General features: G+C 38.2%; 20 protein-coding genes and 2 pseudogenes. 21 read left to right on the top strand and 1 reads right to left on the bottom strand.

Features of this window, described 5'->3' with window-relative positions; translation table 11 throughout:
* Positions 1-477: 477 nt before the first annotated feature.
* From OS138_RS12365 to OS138_RS12295, 14 genes and pseudogenes are all read left to right on the top strand, one after another.
* Positions 478-792 (top strand): YdcP family protein, encoded by a 315-nt coding sequence (locus OS138_RS12365; protein WP_000420682.1) that lies wholly within the window; start codon positions 478-480, stop codon positions 790-792.
* A gap of 15 nt (positions 793-807) precedes the next feature.
* Positions 808-1,194: a YdcP family protein gene (locus tag OS138_RS12360; RefSeq protein ID WP_000985015.1), complete on the top strand. Its 387-nt coding sequence runs from the start codon at positions 808-810 to the stop codon at positions 1,192-1,194.
* Between the two features lie 28 nt (positions 1,195-1,222).
* On the top strand, positions 1,223-2,608 hold the full coding sequence (locus tag OS138_RS12355; protein WP_000813488.1) for an FtsK/SpoIIIE domain-containing protein: 1,386 nt from the start codon (positions 1,223-1,225) through the stop codon (positions 2,606-2,608).
* A 177-nt stretch (positions 2,609-2,785) separates the two neighbouring features.
* Entirely contained in the window at positions 2,786-3,991 is a 1,206-nt protein-coding gene (gene mobT / locus OS138_RS12345; protein ID WP_000398284.1) for a MobT family relaxase, read from the top strand.
* Positions 3,992-4,033: 42 nt separating this feature from the next.
* A complete protein-coding gene (locus OS138_RS12340; RefSeq protein ID WP_001009056.1) occupies positions 4,034-4,255 on the top strand; it encodes a hypothetical protein in 222 nt (73 codons plus the stop codon).
* 116 nt (positions 4,256-4,371) lie between these two features.
* Positions 4,372-4,869, top strand: a complete 498-nt coding sequence (locus OS138_RS12335; RefSeq protein WP_000342539.1) for an antirestriction protein ArdA — start codon at positions 4,372-4,374, stop codon at positions 4,867-4,869.
* An 88-nt stretch (positions 4,870-4,957) separates the two neighbouring features.
* Positions 4,958-5,350: a conjugal transfer protein gene (locus tag OS138_RS12330; RefSeq protein WP_000723888.1), complete on the top strand. Its 393-nt coding sequence runs from the start codon at positions 4,958-4,960 to the stop codon at positions 5,348-5,350.
* Entirely contained in the window at positions 5,334-7,781 is a 2,448-nt protein-coding gene (locus OS138_RS12325) for an ATP-binding protein (protein WP_002338091.1), read from the top strand. The genes OS138_RS12330 and OS138_RS12325 overlap by 17 nt, the downstream gene beginning before the upstream one ends.
* A 2-nt stretch (positions 7,782-7,783) precedes the next feature.
* Entirely contained in the window at positions 7,784-9,961 is a 2,178-nt protein-coding gene (locus OS138_RS12320) for a CD3337/EF1877 family mobilome membrane protein (protein WP_000804748.1), read from the top strand.
* Entirely contained in the window at positions 9,958-10,959 is a 1,002-nt protein-coding gene (locus OS138_RS12315; RefSeq protein ID WP_000769868.1) for a bifunctional lytic transglycosylase/C40 family peptidase, read from the top strand. Before OS138_RS12320 ends, OS138_RS12315 begins: the two co-directional genes overlap by 4 nt.
* Entirely contained in the window at positions 10,956-11,888 is a 933-nt protein-coding gene (locus tag OS138_RS12310; protein ID WP_001224318.1) for a conjugal transfer protein, read from the top strand. Before OS138_RS12315 ends, OS138_RS12310 begins: the two co-directional genes overlap by 4 nt.
* Before the next feature lie 313 nt (positions 11,889-12,201).
* A pseudogene (locus tag OS138_RS12770) lies at positions 12,202-12,249 on the top strand (hypothetical protein); the annotation flags it as partial.
* Positions 12,250-12,264: 15 nt separating this feature from the next.
* A complete protein-coding gene (tet(M), locus tag OS138_RS12300) occupies positions 12,265-14,184 on the top strand; it encodes a tetracycline resistance ribosomal protection protein Tet(M) (RefSeq protein ID WP_000691749.1) in 1,920 nt (639 codons plus the stop codon).
* Positions 14,185-14,284: 100 nt separating this feature from the next.
* Positions 14,285-14,470 (top strand): cysteine-rich KTR domain-containing protein, encoded by a 186-nt coding sequence (locus OS138_RS12295; protein ID WP_011058338.1) that lies wholly within the window; start codon positions 14,285-14,287, stop codon positions 14,468-14,470.
* A gap of 59 nt (positions 14,471-14,529) precedes the next feature.
* On the opposite strand, the gene OS138_RS12290 is transcribed toward OS138_RS12295, so the two are convergent.
* The gene (locus OS138_RS12290; RefSeq protein ID WP_001227347.1) at positions 14,530-14,883 is read right to left on the bottom strand and encodes a helix-turn-helix transcriptional regulator; all 354 of its coding nucleotides are present in this window, start codon (positions 14,881-14,883) and stop codon (positions 14,530-14,532) included.
* Between the two features lie 504 nt (positions 14,884-15,387).
* On the opposite strand from OS138_RS12290, the gene OS138_RS12285 reads away from it, so the two are divergent.
* The 7 genes and pseudogenes from OS138_RS12285 (at position 15,388) to OS138_RS12250 (ending at position 21,730) form a co-directional block, all read left to right on the top strand.
* A complete protein-coding gene (locus OS138_RS12285; protein ID WP_000804885.1) occupies positions 15,388-15,810 on the top strand; it encodes a sigma-70 family RNA polymerase sigma factor in 423 nt (140 codons plus the stop codon).
* Positions 15,807-16,037 carry a helix-turn-helix domain-containing protein gene (locus OS138_RS12280; RefSeq protein ID WP_000857133.1) on the top strand — a complete coding sequence of 77 codons (231 nt, stop codon included), beginning with the start codon at positions 15,807-15,809 and terminating at the stop codon, positions 16,035-16,037. Before OS138_RS12285 ends, OS138_RS12280 begins: the two co-directional genes overlap by 4 nt.
* A gap of 460 nt (positions 16,038-16,497) precedes the next feature.
* On the top strand, positions 16,498-16,701 hold the full coding sequence (locus OS138_RS12270) for an excisionase (protein ID WP_000814511.1): 204 nt from the start codon (positions 16,498-16,500) through the stop codon (positions 16,699-16,701).
* Positions 16,702-16,782: 81 nt separating this feature from the next.
* Positions 16,783-18,000, top strand: coding sequence for a tyrosine-type recombinase/integrase (locus OS138_RS12265; RefSeq protein WP_325070178.1), 1,218 nt, complete (start codon positions 16,783-16,785; stop codon positions 17,998-18,000).
* Positions 18,001-18,720: 720 nt separating this feature from the next.
* Positions 18,721-19,911: pseudogene (locus OS138_RS12260) on the top strand (IS256 family transposase).
* Between the two features lie 150 nt (positions 19,912-20,061).
* Complete coding sequence (locus OS138_RS12255) at positions 20,062-21,387, top strand: Y-family DNA polymerase (protein WP_010726502.1); 1,326 nt, start codon at positions 20,062-20,064, stop codon at positions 21,385-21,387.
* A complete protein-coding gene (locus tag OS138_RS12250; RefSeq protein ID WP_002290348.1) occupies positions 21,380-21,730 on the top strand; it encodes a hypothetical protein in 351 nt (116 codons plus the stop codon). The genes OS138_RS12255 and OS138_RS12250 overlap by 8 nt, the downstream gene beginning before the upstream one ends.
* Positions 21,731-21,894 lie beyond the last annotated feature (164 nt).

Genomic DNA, 21,894 nt, shown 5'->3' with positions numbered 1-21,894 from the left:
CGATAGTGAAGAGGGGCAAAATTTCCTACTAATATTCCCACTAACAAGAGATAAAACGGCCAGTTTGGTGTGATTCCTCTATAAAAAAATGCCCATGCTACCGAAATCCCATAGATTAACAACTGAATAATTTTTACAATGAAAAATAGCATAAAAATCTAGTTATCCGCATAAAAACTGGACTTATCACACTTTATCAAGGTCAAAACCACTCAATTTACTACTAATTTACTACTTATGAATGAGCTTTGATACGACGATTTATCCTTGAAAAGTGAAGATATAAAGATACTTCCAATAAAATTTGAATATTTAATAGGTAGACACTTCAAAAAATGAGGTGTCTATTTTTTTACCCGATTTTGAAAGGAAGTGAACTTATGAAAACAAAAAATCAAGAATCAAAAGGTCGTTCCCCACTCTTTAAGACCATCAAACATTCATTCAGCCAATAAAAAAGAAAGGATAGGTAAAAATATGGAACTTAAATTTGTGATTCCCAACATGGAAAAAACATTCGGCAATTTAGAATTTGCTGGCGAGGATAAAGTCGTTCAGCGAAGAATCAACGGACGGCTAACTGTCTTATCAAGAAGCTATAATCTCTATTCTGATGTTCAAAGAGCAGATGATATTGTGGTGGTGCTTCCTGCTGAAGCTGGCGAAAAACATTTCGGCTTTGAGGAACGTGTGAAGTTAGTCAATCCACGTATTACCGCAGAGGGCTACAAAATCGGCACTCGTGGTTTTACAAATTACCTTTTACATGCTGACGACATGATAAAAGAATAAAGAAAGAGAGGAAAAATGATGAGATTAGCAAATGGCATTGTATTAGATAAAGACACGACTTTTGGAGAATTGAAATTCTCTGCTCTACGTCGTGAAGTGAGAATCCAAAATGAAGACGGGTCGGTTTCAGATGAAATCAAGGAACGTACCTATGACTTAAAATCCAAAGGACAAGGACGCATGATTCAAGTAAGTATTCCTGCCAGCGTGCCTTTGAAAGAGTTTGATTATAACGCACGGGTGGAACTTATCAATCCCATTGCGGACACCGTTGCTACTGCCACCTATCAAGGAGCAGATGTTGACTGGTATATCAAGGCAGACGATATTGTGCTGACAAAGGATTCTAGTTCATTCAAAGCTCAACCACAAGCAAAGAAAGAACCGACACAAGACAAATAGTCGCTAGGTAGAAAGGAGACTTTTTCGCATGAAACAGCGTGGTAAAAGGATTCGCCCATCTGGTAAAGATTTAGTCTTTCATTTTACGATAGCGTCACTCCTGCCTGTTTTCCTGCTGGTTGTCGGACTGTTTCATGTGAAGACAATCCAGCAGATCAACTGGCAGGATTTTAACCTATCACAAGCAGATAAGATTGACATTCCCTATTTAATTATCAGTTTCAGTGTCGCAATTCTTATCTGCTTGCTGGTAGCGTTTGTATTCAAACGGGTTCGCTATGATACGGTTAAACAACTTTACCACCGTCAAAAACTGGCAAAGATGATACTTGAAAACAAGTGGTATGAATCTGAACAGGTCAAAACAGAGGGTTTCTTTAAAGATAGTGCTGGTCGTACAAAGGAAAAGATAACCTACTTCCCTAAAATGTATTATCGACTTAAAAATGGCTTGATACAGATACGGGTGGAAATCACGCTGGGAAAATATCAAGACCAACTCTTACACTTGGAAAAGAAATTAGAGAGTGGCTTGTACTGTGAGCTGACGGATAAAGAGTTAAAGGATTCCTATGTGGAATATACTTTGCTCTATGACACCATAGCCAGTCGTATTTCTATTGATGAAGTAGAAGCTAAAGATGGTAAACTTCGCTTAATGAAAAACGTATGGTGGGAATATGATAAGCTCCCTCATATGTTGATTGCTGGTGGTACAGGTGGCGGTAAAACTTACTTTATACTGACACTGATTGAAGCCTTGCTTCATACAGATTCAAAACTGTATATTCTTGACCCGAAAAATGCTGACCTTGCGGACTTAGGTTCTGTGATGGCAAATGTCTACTATAGAAAAGAAGACTTGCTTTCTTGCATTGAAACATTCTATGAAGAAATGATGAAACGTAGTGAGGAAATGAAGCAGATGAAGAACTATAAGACTGGCAAAAATTATGCTTACTTAGGTCTCCCGGCACACTTCTTAATCTTTGATGAATACGTCGCTTTCATGGAAATGCTGGGAACAAAAGAAAACACCGCAGTTATGAATAAGCTGAAACAGATTGTCATGTTAGGTCGTCAAGCTGGCTTCTTTCTAATACTGGCTTGTCAACGTCCAGACGCAAAATATTTAGGCGACGGAATCCGTGATCAGTTTAATTTCAGAGTGGCTTTAGGTCGTATGTCTGAAATGGGCTATGGCATGATGTTTGGCAGTGACGTACAAAAGGATTTCTTCTTAAAGCGAATCAAAGGTCGTGGCTATGTTGATGTAGGAACAAGTGTCATATCAGAGTTTTATACTCCCCTTGTACCAAAAGGATATGATTTCTTGGAGGAAATTAAAAAGTTATCCAACAGCAGACAGTCCACGCAGGCGACGTGCGAAGCGGAAGTCGCAGGTGTGGACTGATCTTGCTGGCTGGTGTGGCAATAGCCACGCCAGCACTTAACCCCCCGTATCTAACAGGGGGGTACAAATCGACAGGAAACAGTCAAAAAAACATTAGAAAATCCTTTGGTTACAAGGGATTTACAAAATTTCAGCGTATGTCAAATGGGCTTTAAAAGTTGACATACGCCTTTTTGATTGGAGGGATTTTTACTGAATGAACAAACTTGGTTACAGCATTTAAAAGAAAAACGCTTGGCTTATGGACTATCTCAAAACCGTTTAGCTGTTGCGACTGGTATTACAAGGCAGTATCTAAGCGATATTGAAACAGGAAAAGTCAAGCCATCAGAGGATTTACAGCAGTCCCTTTGGGAAGCTCTGGAACGCTTCAATCCCGACGCTCCCCTTGAAATGCTGTTTGATTATGTAAGGATTCGCTTTCCGACAACAGACGTACAGCAGGTGGTCGAAAACATCTTACAACTGAAACTGTCCTATTTTCTTCATGAGGACTATGGTTTCTATTCTTATTCAGAGCATTATGCTTTAGGCGACATATTCGTCCTTTGCTCCCATGAACTGGACAAAGGAGTTCTGGTGGAATTGAAAGGTCGTGGGTGCAGACAATTTGAAAGCTATCTTCTGGCACAACAAAGAAGCTGGTATGAGTTCTTTATGGACGTTTTGGTGGCTGGCGGTGTGATGAAACGCCTTGACCTTGCCATTAACGATAAGACAGGGATTTTGAATATCCCTGTACTCACTGAAAAGTGCCAACAGGAAGAATGTATCTCCGTCTTCCGCAGTTTTAAAAGCTATCGCAGTGGCGAACTGGTACGCAAAGAGGAAAAGGAATGTATGGGAAACACCCTCTATATCGGTTCATTACAAAGTGAAGTTTATTTCTGTATCTATGAAAAGGACTACGAGCAGTACAAGAAAAATGATATTCCCATTGAAGACGCAGAAGTAAAAAACCGTTTTGAGATTCGATTGAAAAATGAGCGTGCCTATTATGCAGTCCGTGATTTACTCGTCTATGACAATCCAGAGCATACCGCCTTTAAAATTATCAATCGGTATATCCGTTTTGTAGATAAAGACGATTCCAAACCTCGTTCTGATTGGAAACTGAATGAAGAATGGGCTTGGTTTATTGGGAACAATCGTGAACGATTAAAACTAACCACAAAACCAGAGCCTTACTCCTTCCAAAGGACGCTGAACTGGCTATCTCATCAAGTTGCCCCGACCTTAAAGGTTGCGATTAAACTTGATGAAATCAACCAGACGCAGGTTGTAAAAGACATTCTCGACCATGCGAAACTGACAGACCGACACAAGCAGATTTTGAAGCAACAGTCAGTAAAAGAACAGGACGTGATAACAACAAAAAAATAACTCAAATACAAATTCATTGAATATAGAGAGGAGAACATTTTTATGAATTTTGGACAAAACCTTTATAACTGGTTTCTATCAAACGCTCAATCACTGGTGCTTTTAGCAATCGTTGTGATTGGCTTGTATCTTGGCTTCAAGCGTGAGTTTAGCAAACTGATTGGCTTTTTAATTATTGCGATTATTGCGGTTGGCTTAGTCTTCAACGCTGCTGGAGTAAAAGACATTTTACTAGAGCTATTCAATCGCATTATTGGTGCTTAAATAAAACCGTTCTTTTGTGGAATATAAGTGGTTTTCTTATGTTCCGCAAAGGAATGGTACACCAAACGAAGTGCGGTAGGGATTTTTGAATCTCTACAAAGAAAGGACGTGAATATATGGACGATATGCAAGTCTATATTGCGAATTTAGGCAAATACAATGAGGGCGAATTGGTCGGTGCGTGGTTTACCTTTCCCATTGACTTTGAGGAAGTCAAAGAGAAAATCGGCTTGAATGATGAATATGAGGAATACGCCATTCATGACTACGAGTTACCCTTTACGGTTGACGAATACACTTCCATTGGCGAACTCAATCGACTATGGGAAATGGTATCGGAATTACCCGAAGAATTACAATCGGAGCTATCTGCTCTGCTCACTCATTTTTCAAGCATTGAAGAACTAAGCGAACATCAAGAGGATATTATCATTCATTCCGATTGTGATGATATGTATGACGTGGCACGCTACTACATTGAAGAAACGGGTGCTTTAGGCGAAGTACCAGCTAGTCTTCAAAACTATATTGATTATCAAGCCTATGGTCGGGATTTAGACCTTTCAGGAACGTTTATCTCAACCAATCATGGGATTTTTGAAATCGTCTATTAAATCTGTCGGTACATTACTACTGGCAGATTTTCTATTTTACGGGGTGGCTCAATCAGCTACCCCTATTTTTTATGAAAGGATTGATTACATGAAGAAAATACGAAGCTATACCAGTATCTGGTCTGTGGAAAAGGTACTGTATTCTATCAATGATTTTAGACTTCCGTTTCCCATAACCTTTACGCAAATGACATGGTTTGTCGTGTCACTCTTTGCAGTGATGATACTTGGCAACTTGCCCCCTCTTTCCATGATAGAGGGAGCATTTCTCAAATACTTTGGGATTCCTGTGGCTTTCACATGGTTTATGTCTACAAAAACTTTTGATGGTAAAAAGCCTTATGGATTTTTGAAGTCTGTCATTGCTTATGCACTGCGACCAAAGCTGACCTATGCAGGAAAAAAAGTAACGCTTGGCAGAAACCAGCCACAAGAAGCCATTACAGCAGTTAGGAGTGAATTTTATGGCATATCCAATTAAATACATTGAAAACAATCTCGTCTGGAATAAAGACGGGGAATGTTATGCTTACTATGAGCTTGTTCCTTACAATTACTCATTTCTAAGTCCAGAACAGAAAATACAAGTGCATGATTCTTTCAGACAGCTTATCGCACAAAATCGTGATGGCAAAATTCATGCTTTACAAATCAGTACAGAATCCAGCATACGTTCTGCACAAGAGCGTTCCAAAAATGAAGTCACTGGCAAGCTCAAAGCGGTTGCCTATGACAAAATCGACCAACAGACAGACGCTTTAATATCCATGATTGGCGAAAATCAAGTGAACTACCGTTTCTTTATCGGCTTTAAGTTGCTTCTCAACGATCAGGAGTTTTCTATGAAAAGTCTTACCGTTGAAGCAAAAAATGCTTTGTCTGATTTTGTCTATGATGTGAACCATAAGCTGATGGGCGATTTTGTTAGTATGAGTAATGATGAAATCCTGCGTTTTCAGAAGATGGAAAAGCTCTTAGAAAATAAAATCTCTCGTCGTTTCAAAATCCGCAGGTTAGATAAGGACGACTTCGGCTATCTGATTGAACACCTTTACGGACAGACAGGCACTGCCTATGAAGAGTATGAGTACCATCTATCAAAGAAAAAGCTGGATAATGAAACGCTGATTAAATACTATGACTTGATTAAGCCTACTCGCTGTTTGGTGGAAGAAAAACAGCGATATTTGAAAATCCAGCAGGAAGATGAAACCGTCTATGTAGCTTACTTTACCATTAACAGCATTGTCGGAGAACTGGACTTCCCGTCCTCTGAAATCTTCTACTACCAGCAACAGCAATTTACATTCCCGATTGATACGTCAATGAATGTGGAAATTGTAGCGAATCGTAAAGCCCTATCTACTGTCCGCAATAAAAAGAAAGAACTGAAAGACTTGGATAACTACGCTTGGCAAAGTGATAATGAAACCAGCTCCAATGTGGCGGAAGCTCTGGAAAGTGTGAATGAGCTGGAAACCAATTTAGACCAAAGCAAGGAATCTATGTACAAGCTGTCTTATGTGGTAAGGGTATCAGCAAATGATCTTGACGAACTCAAACGTCGTTGTAATGAAGTGAAAGATTTTTATGACGATTTAAGCGTAAAACTGGTACGACCATTTGGGGATATGCTCGGCTTACATGAAGAATTTTTACCTGCCAGCAAGCGTTATATGAATGATTATATTCAATACGTGACCTCTGATTTCCTCGCTGGTTTAGGTTTTGGTGCTACTCAAATGCTGGGGGAAAATGAGGGGATTTATGTTGGCTACAGCTTAGATACTGGACGCAATGTCTATCTGAAACCTGCTCTTGCCAGTCAAGGGGTTAAGGGTTCAGTAACCAATGCGTTAGCGTCGGCTTTTGTTGGTTCGCTGGGTGGTGGTAAATCCTTTGCGAATAACCTTATCGTCTATTATGCGGTGCTTTATGGGGCACAAGCAGTGATTGTAGACCCAAAAGCAGAACGTGGCAGATGGAAAGAAACCTTGCCAGAGATTTCCCATGAAATCAATATCGTCACTCTGACTTCTGATGAGAAAAACAAAGGCTTACTTGACCCTTATGTGATTATGAAAAATCCCAAAGATTCTGAATCACTGGCTATTGATATTCTGACATTCCTTACGGGGATTTCCTCTCGTGATGGGGAACGCTTCCCAATCCTTAGAAAAGCCATTCGTGCAGTAACCAATAGTGAAGTACGAGGGTTGATGAAAGTGATTGAGGAATTACGGGTTGAGAATACGCCACTAAGTACCAGTATAGCCGACCATATCGAAAGTTTTACAGACTATGACTTTGCACATTTATTATTCAGTAATGGTTATGTGGAGCAGTCTATCAGCTTAGAAAAACAACTGAACATTATACAGGTTGCGGACTTGGTACTTCCCGACAAGGAAACTTCCTTTGAGGAATATACCACTATGGAGCTTTTATCCGTTGCTATGCTGATTGTCATTAGTACCTTTGCTTTAGACTTTATCCATACAGACCGAAGCATTTTCAAGATTGTAGATTTAGACGAAGCATGGAGCTTTTTACAGGTAGCACAAGGAAAAACACTATCTATGAAGCTGGTTCGGGCTGGTCGTGCTATGAACGCTGGGGTATATTTCGTGACCCAAAATACAGACGACCTCTTAGATGAAAAACTGAAAAATAACCTCGGCTTAAAATTTGCATTTCGTTCCACTGACCTTAACGAGATTAAAAAGACCTTAGCCTTTTTTGGTGTAGACCCAGAGGACGAAAACAATCAGAAGCGATTGCGTGATTTGGAAAACGGGCAATGCCTTATCAGTGATTTATATGGTCGTGTCGGTGTGATACAGTTCCACCCTGTATTTGAAGAACTGCTCCATGCCTTTGATACCAGACCACCTGTGCGAAAAGAGGTGTAAATGTGAAACCATCAATAGTAAACAGAATAAAATCAAACTGGACGCTGAAACGTCTAGGTAAAGTGGCAATGACAGTGGCTTTCACACTTGTGATTGCCATTTTTCTTTTAGCCATGCTGGGAACGGTGGTTCAAGCTGCGGGCTTGGTAGATGATACGGTCAATGTGGCAAATGAATACAGCCGATACCCACTTGAAAACTATCAACTGGATTTTTATGTGGATAATAGCTGGGGCTGGCTTCCGTGGAACTGGTCGGACGGGATTGGAAAACAGGTCATGTATGGACTATATGCCATTACCAATTTTATTTGGACAATCAGTTTGTATGTTTCCAATGCGACAGGTTACTTAGTACAGGAAGCCTATTCCTTAGACTTCATTTCCGCTACAGCAGATTCCATTGGTAAGAATATGCAGACCTTAGCTGGTGTGAGTGCAAACGGATTTTCAACAGAGGGTTTCTATGTTGGATTCCTCTTACTCTTGATTTTGGTTCTTGGGGTTTATGTTGCCTATACGGGACTGATAAAGAGAGAAACCACAAAGGCAATTCATGCCATTATGAATTTTGTGCTGGTGTTTATCCTATCGGCTTCCTTTATTGCCTACGCTCCCGACTACATTAAAAAAATCAATGACTTTTCATCAGACATCAGTAATGCCAGTTTATCACTTGGCACGAAGATTGTCATGCCCCATTCCGATAGTCAAGGCAAGGACAGCGTGGACTTAATCAGAGATAGCCTGTTTTCCATACAGGTTCAGCAACCGTGGCTACTGCTTCAATACAACAGTTCAGACATTGAAAGTATCGGTATTGACCGTGTGGAAAGCCTGCTCTCCACCAGCCCAGATTCCAACAATGGCGAAGACAGAGAAAAAATTGTTGCGGAAGAAATTGAAGACAGAAGCAATACCAATCTAACCATTACAAAGACCATTAACCGTTTAGGTACAGTCTTCTTCCTATTTGTCTTCAATATTGGGATTTCCATATTTGTATTCCTATTAACAGGAATCATGATTTTCTCGCAGGTACTTTTTATCATCTATGCTATGTTTCTGCCTGTGAGCTTTATTTTAAGCATGATTCCATCATTTGATGGTATGTCAAAACGAGCCATAACAAAGCTCTTTAATACCATTTTGACACGAGCTGGAATCACATTGATTATTACGACAGCATTTAGTATTTCAACCATGCTCTATACCTTATCGGCTGGTTATCCGTTCTTTTTGATTGCTTTTCTACAGATTGTGACCTTTGCAGGAATCTACTTCAAGCTGGGCGATTTAATGAGTATGTTTTCTCTACAGAGTAACGATTCTCAAAGTGTGGGAAGTCGTGTGATGAGAAAACCTCGTATGCTTATGCACGCTCACATGCACCGTCTACAGCGGAAACTTGGACGTTCCATGACTACTCTAGGGGCTGGGTCTGCCATTGTTACAGGTAAAAAAGGACAGTCGGGTTCGGGGAGTTCTGCAAGGACACAAGCAGATCACTCCCGACCAGACGGAAAGGAAAAATCAACACTTGGAAAACGTATCGGTCAAACCATCGGTACAGTAGCTGATACCAAAGACAGAATGGTAGACACTGCTAGTGGTTTGAAAGAACAGGTTAAAGATTTGCCGACCAATGCAAGATATGCAGTATATCAAGGAAAATCCAAAGTAAAAGAGAATGTCCGTGATTTAACCAGTAGTATTTCTCAAACCAAAGCGGACAGAGCCAGTGGACGCAAGGAACAGCAGGAACAAAGGCGAAAAACCATTGCGAAGCGTCGCTCTGAAATGGAACAGGTCAAACAGAAAAAACAGCCTGCTTCTTCTGTTCATGAAAGACCGACTACAAGACAAGAACAATATCATGATGAACAGACCTCAAAACAGTCTAATATTCAGACTTCATATAAGGAATCTCAACAAGCCAAACAAGAGCGTCCAGCAGTTAAGTCCGATTTTTCAAGTCCAAAAGTGGAACGCCAAGGCAATACCGTTCAAGAAAAAACCGTTCAAAAGCCAGCAACTTCAACCACTACAGCAGATAGAACTTCACAACGTCCAATCACAAAAGAACGTCCGTCTACTGTTCAAAGAGTACCACTACAAAATACAAGAAGTAGACCACCAATCAAAACCGCCACCATTAAGAAAGTCGGTAAGAAACCATGAAGTTGAAAACTTTAGTGATTGGTGGTTCTGGATTATTCTTGATGGTCTTCTCACTGCTTCTGTTTGTTGCCATTTTATTTTCAGATGAACAGGACAGCGGAATTTCCAATATTCATTATGGAGGTGTGAATGTTTCCGCAGAAGTGCTGGCTCATAAGCCTATGGTAGAAAAATATGCCAAAGAATATGGCGTTGAAGAATATGTCAACATACTTCTTGCGATTATACAGGTGGAATCGGGCGGTACTGCGGAAGATGTTATGCAGTCCTCGGAATCCCTCGGTCTTCCACCTAATTCATTGAGTACAGAAGAATCCATTAAGCAAGGTGTGAAGTATTTCAGTGAATTATTAGCCAGTAGCGAAAGGCTCAGTGTAGATTTAGAATCGGTTATCCAGTCCTACAATTATGGTGGTGGTTTCTTAGGGTATGTGGCTAATCGTGGAAATAAATATACCTTTGAACTGGCTCAAAGTTTCTCAAAAGAGTATTCAGGTGGCGAAAAAGTGTCTTACCCCAATCCCATAGCCATACCTATCAATGGGGGCTGGCGATACAACTATGGCAATATGTTTTATGTGCAACTGGTAACGCAGTATCTTGTCACAACAGAGTTTGATGATGATACGGTACAAGCCATCATGGACGAAGCACTGAAATATGAGGGCTGGCGATACGTTTACGGTGGAGCTTCCCCGACTACTTCTTTTGATTGTAGCGGACTGACACAATGGACGTATGGAAAAGCTGGAATTAACTTACCACGAACCGCACAACAGCAATATGATGTGACCCAGCATATCCCACTATCGGAAGCACAAGCTGGCGATTTGGTTTTCTTTCATTCTACCTATAACGCTGGCTCTTATATTACTCATGTTGGGATATACCTTGGCAATAACCGTATGTTTCATGCAGGCGACCCAATCGGTTATGCCGACTTAACAAGCCCCTACTGGCAACAGCATTTAGTGGGAGCAGGACGAATCAAACAATGAGAAAGGAAGATTTAATGATGAAATTTAGAAAAAATCAGAATAAAGAAAAACAGATACCAAAGGAAAAGAAACCTCGTGTCTATAAGGTCAATCCTCATAAAAAGGTTGTGATTGCCTTGTGGGTACTTTTAGGGCTTAGTTTCAGCTTTGCGATATTCAAGCACTTTACAGCTATAGATACTCATACTATTCACGAAACAACTATCATAGAAAAGGAATACGTTGATACTCATCATGTAGAAAATTTTGTAGAGAACTTTGCGAAAGTCTACTATTCATGGGAGCAATCCGATAAGTCCATTGATAATCGAATGGAAAGTCTAAAAGGCTATCTGACAGATGAACTTCAAGCTCTCAATGTTGATACAGTACGCAAAGATATTCCTGTATCGTCTTCTGTAAGAGGATTTCAGATATGGACGGTAGAGCCAACTGGCGACAATGAGTTTAATGTAACCTACAGTGTAGACCAGCTCATTACAGAGGGAGAAAATACAAAGACCGTCCACTCTGCTTATATAGTGAGTGTCTATGTAGATGGTTCTGGAAATATGGTACTGGTTAAGAATCCGACCATTACCAACATACCTAAGAAATCAAGTTATAAACCAAAAGCCATTGAAAGTGAGGGGACGGTTGATTCCATTACAACCAATGAAATCAATGAGTTTTTAACGACGTTCTTCAAGCTCTATCCTACAGCGACAGCCAGTGAACTTTCCTACTATGTGAATGACGGGATATTAAAACCAATCGGAAAAGAGTACATCTTTCAAGAACTGGTAAATCCTATTCACAATCGTAAGGATAATCAAGTCACGGTATCGCTGACAGTGGAGTATATCGACCAGCAGACCAAAGCAACGCAGGTATCTCAATTTGATTTGGTACTTGAAAAGAACGGGAGTAATTGGAAGATTATAGAATAACAAATATTGGTACATTATTACAGCTATTTTGTAATCACGTACTCTCTTTGATAAAAAATTGGAGATTCCTTTACAAATATGCTCTTACGTGCTATTATTTAAGTATCTATTTAAAAGGAGTTAATAAATATGCGGCAAGGTATTCTTAAATAAACTGTCAATTTGATAGCGGGAACAAATAATTGGATGTCCTTTTTTAGGAGGGCTTAGTTTTTTGTACCCAGTTTAAGAATACTTTTATCATGTGATTCTAAAGTATCCGGAGAATATCTGTATGCTTTGTATGCCTATGGTTATGCATAAAAATCCCAGTGATAAGAGTATTTATCACTGGGATTTTTATGCCCTTTTGGGCTTTTGAATGGAGGAAAATCACATGAAAATTATTAATATTGGAGTTTTAGCTCATGTTGATGCAGGAAAAACTACCTTAACAGAAAGCTTATTATATAACAGTGGAGCGATTACAGAATTAGGAAGCGTGGACAAAGGTACAACGAGGACGGATAATACGCTTTTAGAACGTCAGAGAGGAATTACAATTCAGACAGGAATAACCTCTTTTCAGTGGGAAAATACGAAGGTGAACATCATAGACACGCCAGGACATATGGATTTCTTAGCAGAAGTATATCGTTCATTATCAGTTTTAGATGGGGCAATTCTACTGATTTCTGCAAAAGATGGCGTACAAGCACAAACTCGTATATTATTTCATGCACTTAGGAAAATGGGGATTCCCACAATCTTTTTTATCAATAAGATTGACCAAAATGGAATTGATTTATCAACGGTTTATCAGGATATTAAAGAGAAACTTTCTGCCGAAATTGTAATCAAACAGAAGGTAGAACTGTATCCTAATGTGTGTGTGACGAACTTTACCGAATCTGAACAATGGGATACGGTAATAGAGGGAAACGATGACCTTTTAGAGAAATATATGTCCGGTAAATCATTAGAAGCATTGGAACTCGAACAAGAGGAAAGCATAAGATTTCAGAATTGTTCTCTGTTCCCTCTTTATCATGGAAGTGCAAAAAGTAATATAGGGATTGATAACCTTATAGAAGTTATTACTAATAAATTTTATTCATCAACACATCGAGGTCCGTCTGAACTTTGCGGAAATGTTTTCAAAATTGAATATACAAAAAAAAGACAACGTCTTGCATATATACGCCTTTATAGTGGAGTACTACATTTACGAGATTCGGTTAGAGTATCAGAAAAAGAAAAAATAAAAGTTACAGAAATGTATACTTCAATAAATGGTGAATTATGTAAGATTGATAGAGCTTATTCTGGAGAAATTGTTATTTTGCAAAATGAGTTTTTGAAGTTAAATAGTGTTCTTGGAGATACAAAACTATTGCCACAGAGAAAAAAGATTGAAAATCCGCACCCTCTACTACAAACAACTGTTGAACCGAGTAAACCTGAACAGAGAGAAATGTTGCTTGATGCCCTTTTGGAAATCTCAGATAGTGATCCGCTTCTACGATATTACGTGGATTCTACGACACATGAAATTATACTTTCTTTCTTAGGGAAAGTACAAATGGAAGTGATTAGTGCACTGTTGCAAGAAAAGTATCATGTGGAGATAGAACTAAAAGAGCCTACAGTCATTTATATGGAGAGACCGTTAAAAAATGCAGAATATACCATTCACATCGAAGTGCCGCCAAATCCTTTCTGGGCTTCCATTGGTTTATCTGTATCACCGCTTCCGTTGGGAAGTGGAATGCAGTATGAGAGCTCGGTTTCTCTTGGATACTTAAATCAATCATTTCAAAATGCAGTTATGGAAGGGATACGCTATGGTTGTGAACAAGGATTGTATGGTTGGAATGTGACGGACTGTAAAATCTGTTTTAAGTATGGCTTATACTATAGCCCTGTTAGTACCCCAGCAGATTTTCGGATGCTTGCTCCTATTGTATTGGAACAAGTCTTAAAAAAAGCTGGAACAGAATTGTTAGAGCCATATCTTAGTTTTAAAATTTATGCGCCACAGGAATATCTTTCACGAGCATACAACGATGCTCCTAAATATTGTGCGAACATCGTAGACACTCAATTGAAAAATAATGAGGTCATTCTTAGTGGAGAAATCCCTGCTCGGTGTATTCAAGAATATCGTAGTGATTTAACTTTCTTTACAAATGGACGTAGTGTTTGTTTAACAGAGTTAAAAGGGTACCATGTTACTACCGGTGAACCTGTTTGCCAGCCCCGTCGTCCAAATAGTCGGATAGATAAAGTACGATATATGTTCAATAAAATAACTTAGTGTATTTTATGTTGTTATATAAATATGGTTTCTTGTTAAATAAGATGAAATATTTTTTAATAAAGATTTGAATTAAAGTGTAAAGGAGGAGATAGTTATTATAAACTACAAGTGGATATTGTGTCCTGTATGTGGAAATAAAACACGATTAAAGATAAGGGAAGATACTGAATTAAAAAAATTCCCCCTCTATTGTCCGAAATGCAGACAAGAAAATTTAATTGAAATAAAGCAGTTCAAAGTAACTGTGATTACAGAGCCAGACGCAAAGACGCAGAGCCGATAAAATGAGATTAATACAATCTCATTTTATCGGCTCTTTCCGTTATGTATGGATTCTTTTAATTAGTCTTCGATGTTTCTTGCTTCGTTGATACCGCTGGCTAAAGATTCCATTAAGGATAGTTCTTTGTCTGTAAAGCTATCCATGTATTTCTCTATCTGTAATCGTCGGGTGCTTTTTACCAAGTTATTAGCAGGTAAGAAAAATTCATCAACGGAAACATGAAGTAACGATACAAGGTCATAAAGAACTTGTATGCTGGGGTGTTGCCCTTTATTTTCAATATTAGTTAAGTACCGTGGGTCAATTTCAATCAATGCTCCCACTTGTTCACGAGTTAAACCTCGTTTCAATCGAGCTTCTTTAATGGCTAAACCAAAGGCTCTAAAATCATATTTATCTTCTTTTTTACGCATAGTAGACCACCTCTATACATTTTATTGTTCCTACTGAATTAAAAACAGGTATAGAAAAACGTGTTATATGGTTTATAGGTTTATATTTAATAAAAAGCACTACTAAACGCCAATAAAAAAAACCGTTATATGGTAGTGCTATTTACGCTGTTAAAATATTGTATATTACTTCCAAATGGCGGTTTGTTGGAGGTCAACGTCGCCATGAAGTACATCATATACAATAAATTTCCTTACATTGGGTTCTTGTCAAAAAAAGTCGTCTATCTGCAATAGATAAGTACGTCCACCAATGTGGTTTTATAAATCATATAGATAGAATAACAGAAGCATGTAAACAGAGAAATAAATCTGTTTATATGCTTTTTTGGCTATTCAGAACTTTTTTACAAAGTTTATTTATCAGTAATGCAACAAATCCCCCTTTCACATTGGGACTAAGAGTGAAAGGAGATAAACGAGCAAGGCTCACTTCCTTTCCTAGACAGAAAGGGGGTGAGAAACATGAAACCATCTTCTTTTCAGACCACAATAGAAAATCAGTTTGACTATATCTGTAAACGTGCTATGGAAGACGAGCGAAAGAATTATATGCTTTATCTTTCAAGGATTGCAAAGCGTGAGGTGTCCTTTTCGGATGTTGGCGATTATCTTGTTAGCCAGTTTGCGACAACAGATAACTATTCAACTGACTTTCAGATTTTTACACTCAATGGGTTATCAGTAGGCGTTGAAAATGATTTGTTGAGTGAAGCATTACGTGAGTTGCCAGACAAGAAACGTGAAATTCTACTGCTGTTTTACTTTATGGACATGAGCGATTCAGAAATTGCAGACCTGTTGAAATTGAACCGTTCTACTGTCTATCGGCATAGAACCAGTGGACTAGCCTTAATTAAAAAGTTTATGGAGGAATTTGAAGAATGAAAACACAATATCCTATGATTCCCTTTCCTCTCATTGTAAAGGCAACAGATGGCGATACCGAAGCGATTAACCAGATTCTACATCATTACAGAGGGTACATAACGAAGCGTTCCCTACGACTTATGAAAGATGAATATGGCAATCAAAGTATGGTCGTTGATGAAGTCTTACGTGGAAGAATGGAAACCAGACTGATTACAAAGATTTTGTCATTTGAAATTAAGTAATATCCTCTCTCCTTTCGTGGAAGCGTGCTAAACCATTCCACGCTTCCCGAACAGGGAGGTTTGTTATTCCACCAAAGCATATTGAGCTTTCAATGTGTTTTGATAGGCTAACGAGCCATTGTTCTTTGAAAACTGAATAAAAGTAATCGAATACGTTTCGATAAGAAAAGAGCCAACGGAACTAACCGCCATGACCTATCTTATAAAGATAGCGAGCGATTCATGTTAGTGATCCGAGAAGCAATCTTTAGCAGGATTGCCTGCAACGACATTCTTATCGTGATAATGATACTCCCATACAGTCAATAGTCCGAGCGTGATAAAACCGTCGCAGGCAATGAGTATGGCTACATGAGAACCATGCAGGGGTGGAACTCCCGTGAGCTTTGCTAAAGCTGTTCGATTGCTGGTAAAACAACTTTTATGAAATCCAAATAAGTGATTTGGAAAGGAGGATTTTATGAAGCAGACTGACATTCCTATTTGGGAACGTTATACCCTAACCATTGAAGAAGCGTCAAAATATTTTCGTATTGGCGAAAACAAGCTACGACGCTTGGCAGAGGAAAATAAAAATGCAAATTGGCTGATTATGAATGGCAATCGTATTCAGATTAAACGAAAACAATTTGAAAAAATTATAGATACATTGGACGCAATCTAGCGTCGCCAAAGGGTCTTGTATATGATAAAATAGTATTAAGTCGTATCAAGGCTCTTTCCATAAAGGAAAGGAGCAAATGCCATGTCAGAAAAAAGACGTGACAATAAAGGTCGAATCTTAAAGACTGGAGAGAGCCAACGAAAAGACGGAAGATACTTATACAAATATATAGATTCATTTGGAGAACCGCAATTTGTTTACTCGTGGAAACTTGTGGCTACAGACCGAGTACCAGCAGGAAAGCGTGATTGTATCTCACTTAGAGAGAAAATCGCAGAGTTACAGAAAGACATTCATGATGGTATTGATGTTGTAGGAAAGAAAATGACACTCTGCCAGCTTTACGCAAAACAGAACGCTCAAAGACCAAAGGTTAGAAAAAACACTGAAACTGGACGCAAATATCTTATGGATATTTTGAAGAAAGACAAGTTAGGTGTAAGAAGTATTGACAGTATTAAGCCATCAGACGCTAAAGAATGGGCTATTAGAATGAGTGAAAATGGTTATGCTTATCAAACCATCAATAACTACAAACGTTCTTTAAAGGCTTCATTCTATATTGCTATACAAGATGATTGTGTTCGGAAGAATCCATTTGACTTTCAACTGAAAGCAGTTCTTGATGATGATACTGTCCCTAAGACCGTACTAACAGAAGAACAGGAAGAAAAACTGTTAGCCTTTGCAAAAGCTGATAAAACCTACAGCAAAAATTATGATGAAATTCTGATACTCTTAAAAACAGGTCTTCGTATTTCAGAGTTTGGTGGTTTGGCACTTCCAGATTTAGATTTTGAGAATCGTCTTGTCAATATAGACCATCAGCTATTGAGAGATACTGAAATTGGGTACTACATTGAAACACCAAAGACCAAAAGTGGCGAACGTCAAGTTCCTATGGTTGAAGAAGCCTATCAAGCATTTAAGCGAGTGTTAGCGAATCGAAAGAATGATAAGCGTGTTGAGATTGATGGATATAGTGATTTCCTCTTTCTTAATAGAAAGAACTATCCAAAAGTGGCAAGTTATTACAACGGCATGATGAAAGGTCTTGTTAAGAAATACAATAAGTATAACGAGGATAAATTGCCACACATCACTCCACATAGTTTGCGACATACATTCTGTACCAACTATGCAAATGCAGGAATGAATCCAAAGGCATTACAGTACATTATGGGACATGCTAATATAGCCATGACGCTGAACTATTACGCACATGCAACATTCGATTCTGCAATGGCAGAAATGAAACGCTTGAATAAAGAGAAGCAACAGGAGCGTCTTGTTGCTTAGTAGTACAAATGAATTTACTACTTATTTACCACTTCTGACAGCTAAGACATGAGGAAATATGCAAAGAAACGTGAAGTATCTTCCTACAGTAAAAATACTCGAAAGCACATAGAATAAGGCTTTACGAGCATTTAAGAAAATATAAAAAGATAATTAGAAATTTATACTTTGTTTCAGTATAAAAAATTGTTCGCCATTACTCAAAGTCTCTTCCTCCTTGTATCGTTTATTTGTTTCATTTTATCATTATGATAGGCGCTTGAACAATCCATTTTGTATTTTATTGAGTACTCTTGGATAAACTACCAGCGATTATCATATTTATTTATGTTACTGTAAGCCATCATATAAAAGTAAATGAGCAGATCATAGAAATATAAAAAAGAACTAAAATTGATCTAAATTATGTGCAGCTTGACTACGTACCAATCTATATTACTTACTAGATTAGTCGTTAATCTATTCGGATCGAATGGGCAAAATATTTTTGTGTATGTCCGTCCTTGATCATGATTCCAAAAAGAATCATTGGGGGCTGTGGCGTAAATATTATACTATAATCCAGAAATACCTATATTTAGTTATTTCTGGATTTTTTGATAGAAAAATAGAGAGTGTAAAATATCTTGTGTAAATTCGTTTTTCTAGAAATGTAGAAAAAAAGGTATATCCTTAGTAAAATTAGTTCGACCAAAAACAATTTACGAAAGGAATATACCCATGAACTATTTTACTACATCTTTAATGAAAAACCTATTTTCTAATGACAACAATCTTCCAGCTTTTGAACAGGCTGTAACCGAACTGTTTCGTTCAGAGTTGGAGAAATCTCTCAATGAAATACTCGCATATGAGTTGACGGCTTTTCTTGATTATGAACCATACGCTAGAACCAATAACGAAAATTCTAGAAATGGTTCCTATCAAAGAAAGTTTGATACAAAATATGGAACTATTACACTCAATATTCCAAGAGATAGAATGGGAGAATTTTTCACTTCTCTTCTGCCTAAATACAGAAGACGAGATCTATTTACCGAAACAACGATTTTGGATTTATTTGAAGAAGGAATGAGCCATTCAGAAATTTGTTCCATGATCCAAAAATTATGTGGAGCTCGCTATTCTAAACAGACCATATCTAATATTACGGACAAAGCTCTGGAATGTGTAGATTCCTTCAAAAACAGAATATTGAACAAAGAGTATGCCGTTGTATATCTTGATGGAACATCCATGCCTTTACGCCGTGATACTGTATCCAGGGAAATGGTCCATATAGCACTAGGAATCACAGTAGAAGGTACAAAAGAAATTCTTGGCTATATGATTGCACCAAACGAGTCCGCTGAGATATGGGAAGAACTTCTGAAAGACCTTAAATCAAGAGGGGTTGAACGTATTTCTTTATTTTGTACAGACGGATTGTCTGGGATGGAAAATGTAATACAGGACATTTTCCCGGGCTCTAAAATTCAAAGATGCCTGGTCCATATTCAAAGAAATATATGTGCAAAAGTAAGAGTCAGTGACAGAAAAGAAGTGGCCAATGAATTTAAAGAGGTATATCGGTCCAAATCAAAAGAAGAAGCTTTAACTTCTCTAAAGAAATTCATCGATAGGTGGAAACACAAATATCCATCAATGGTGAAAAGTCTCAGCAACAATGACTATCTGTTTACATTCTATGATTATCCAGAAAGTGTTAGGCATACGATTTATTCAACAAATCTGATTGAAGGAAACAATAAACAATTAAAACGAAGTTTCAAAAAGAAATAACAATTTCCAACGGAAAAATCTGAAGAGAAATACCTTGTGATTCAGTTCAATCGTTACAACGAGAAAAACATGAATCACGTACATAGAGGTTTTGGACAAACAACCAGAGAAGATTGGTTCAAGAGCTAATCTGCTTTACCAAGGGTATACTTTTACACATAATTCTTGACGCTACCAGGGGGATAGCATACCTATGCTTCTTTTTTTATGTATTTAGCTATTTCTTCTTTACAATATCGAACATATGTTTGTATAATGTGAAAGAATGGAGTGTTATTTATGATGGATTATTCAAAAGAGCCAGTAAATGATTACTTTTTAATCGATATGAAAAGCTTTTACGCAAGTGTCGAATGTATAGAAAGAAATTTAGATCCATTAACAACAGAACTTGTTGTTATGAGTCGATCTGATAATACTGGTTCAGGATTGATATTAGCTTCTTCTCCTGAAGCAAAAAAGCGGTATGGTATTACAAATGTGAGTAGACCACGTGACTTACCACAACCATTTCCTAAAACATTACACGTTGTTCCACCACGTATGAACCTATATATCAAGCGAAATATGCAGGTAAATAATATTTTCAGAAGATATGTGACTGATGAAGATCTACTGATTTACTCGATCGATGAATCAATCTTAAAAGTGACCCCATCACTGAATCTTTTTACGACTGAAGGAACACGAAGTCAGCGAAGGAAGAAGCTCGCTCAAATGATCCAAGAACGTATTAAAGAAGAGTTAGGTTTGATTGCTACGGTAGGCGTCGGCGATAATCCCCTTTTGGCTAAACTAGCCTTAGACAATGAAGCAAAGCATAATGAAGGATTTATTGCGGAATGGACGTACGAAAACGTTCCTGAAAAAGTATGGAATATTCCTGAAATGACGGACTTTTGGGGCATTGGCTCTCGAATGAAGAAAAGACTCAATCAGATGGGAATTATGAGCATTAGAGATCTTGCTAACTGGAATCCATACACCATTAAGAGCCGTTTAGGTGTGATTGGCTTACAGCTATACTTTCATGCAAATGGTATTGATCGAACTGATATAGCAATCCCACCAGAACCGACAAAAGAAAAGTCCTATGGTAATTCACAAGTGTTGCCACGTGATTATACTAGAAGAAATGAAATCGAGCTGGTTGTAAAAGAAATGGCGGAACAAGTAGCCATTCGTATCAGACAGCATAATTGTAAAACAGGATGTGTCCATTTAAACATTGGTACATCGATCTTAGAAACGAGACCAGGGTTCTCACACCAGATGAAAATCCCTATCACAGACAATACAAAGGAATTGCAGAATTATTGTCTTTTCTTGTTTGATAAGTATTATGAAGGACAAGAAGTCCGCCACGTCGGAATCACTTACAGCAAGCTATTTTATACTGATTCGCTTCAGCTGGATTTATTTAGTGATCCACAAAAGCAAATTGACGAAGAAAATTTAGATAAAATTATTGACAAGATTCGGCAAAAATATGGTTTTACGTCGATTGTACATGCTTCTTCAATGTTAGAAGGCGCTAGAAGCATTACTAGAAGCACACTTGTTGGTGGTCATGCGGGCGGAAATGGGGGAATTAAAAATGATTGATTACAATGATCGTGGTCGTTTAAAGTGGGCAGGGTTTTATTTATCTGATCATACTGAAGAGATCGATGCGGACAATGAGCAACGTACCAATCATAATTTGGCAAAAGAACAAATGACGACTGAAGATATTGTGAAAGTATTGAACGCTGCAGTCATAAAAAATAGATCAGTATGTATCCAAAAAGAAGAACGAAACGCTGAAGGATACTATCCATACGATATTGTTGGAAAGATCTTAGGTAGTGATGAGCTGGGAATCTACGTTGGAAAAGACAAAATTCACTACGACGAAATACGGCACATTGAATTTTACCAGGATAATAAGTGGAGTCGACTAGAATGAACATTATCCAGCAATATGAGCTAAAGTATATAACATGTGGAATGGCAACAGTTTTTTTGACAAATTTTATAAGGTGCAGAACTTCTTTCCGTATGCTATTCCGATTGTCCTTGACAATGAGCCTCCTCGGATGTGACGATCTTCGGCAGGAGCTAACAGTTAAA

The organism is Enterococcus sp. E5-37, from assembly GCF_035726925.1.
Lineage (GTDB): Bacteria > Bacillota > Bacilli > Lactobacillales > Enterococcaceae > Enterococcus_B > Enterococcus_B faecium.
This window is presented reverse-complemented; position numbering and strand designations above follow the sequence as displayed.

Excerpts from the sequence above, each read along its gene's own strand:
- OS138_RS12365 (WP_000420682.1), top strand. The coding sequence starts at position 478 with ATGGAACTTAAATTTGTGATTCCCAACATGGAAAAAACATTCGGCAAT.
- OS138_RS12360 (WP_000985015.1), top strand. The coding sequence starts at position 808 with ATGATGAGATTAGCAAATGGCATTGTATTAGATAAAGACACGACTTTT.
- OS138_RS12355 (WP_000813488.1), top strand. The coding sequence starts at position 1,223 with ATGAAACAGCGTGGTAAAAGGATTCGCCCATCTGGTAAAGATTTAGTC.
- OS138_RS12340 (WP_001009056.1), top strand. The coding sequence starts at position 4,034 with ATGAATTTTGGACAAAACCTTTATAACTGGTTTCTATCAAACGCTCAA.
- OS138_RS12335 (WP_000342539.1), top strand. The coding sequence starts at position 4,372 with ATGGACGATATGCAAGTCTATATTGCGAATTTAGGCAAATACAATGAG.
- OS138_RS12330 (WP_000723888.1), top strand. The coding sequence starts at position 4,958 with ATGAAGAAAATACGAAGCTATACCAGTATCTGGTCTGTGGAAAAGGTA.
- OS138_RS12325 (WP_002338091.1), top strand. The coding sequence starts at position 5,334 with ATGGCATATCCAATTAAATACATTGAAAACAATCTCGTCTGGAATAAA.
- OS138_RS12315 (WP_000769868.1), top strand. The coding sequence starts at position 9,958 with ATGAAGTTGAAAACTTTAGTGATTGGTGGTTCTGGATTATTCTTGATG.
- OS138_RS12310 (WP_001224318.1), top strand. The coding sequence starts at position 10,956 with ATGAGAAAGGAAGATTTAATGATGAAATTTAGAAAAAATCAGAATAAA.
- OS138_RS12290 (WP_001227347.1), bottom strand. The coding sequence starts at position 14,883 with ATGCGTAAAAAAGAAGATAAATATGATTTTAGAGCCTTTGGTTTAGCC.
- OS138_RS12285 (WP_000804885.1), top strand. The coding sequence starts at position 15,388 with ATGAAACCATCTTCTTTTCAGACCACAATAGAAAATCAGTTTGACTAT.
- OS138_RS12280 (WP_000857133.1), top strand. The coding sequence starts at position 15,807 with ATGAAAACACAATATCCTATGATTCCCTTTCCTCTCATTGTAAAGGCA.
- OS138_RS12270 (WP_000814511.1), top strand. The coding sequence starts at position 16,498 with ATGAAGCAGACTGACATTCCTATTTGGGAACGTTATACCCTAACCATT.
- OS138_RS12265 (WP_325070178.1), top strand. The coding sequence starts at position 16,783 with ATGTCAGAAAAAAGACGTGACAATAAAGGTCGAATCTTAAAGACTGGA.
- OS138_RS12255 (WP_010726502.1), top strand. The coding sequence starts at position 20,062 with ATGATGGATTATTCAAAAGAGCCAGTAAATGATTACTTTTTAATCGAT.
- OS138_RS12250 (WP_002290348.1), top strand. The coding sequence starts at position 21,380 with ATGATTGATTACAATGATCGTGGTCGTTTAAAGTGGGCAGGGTTTTAT.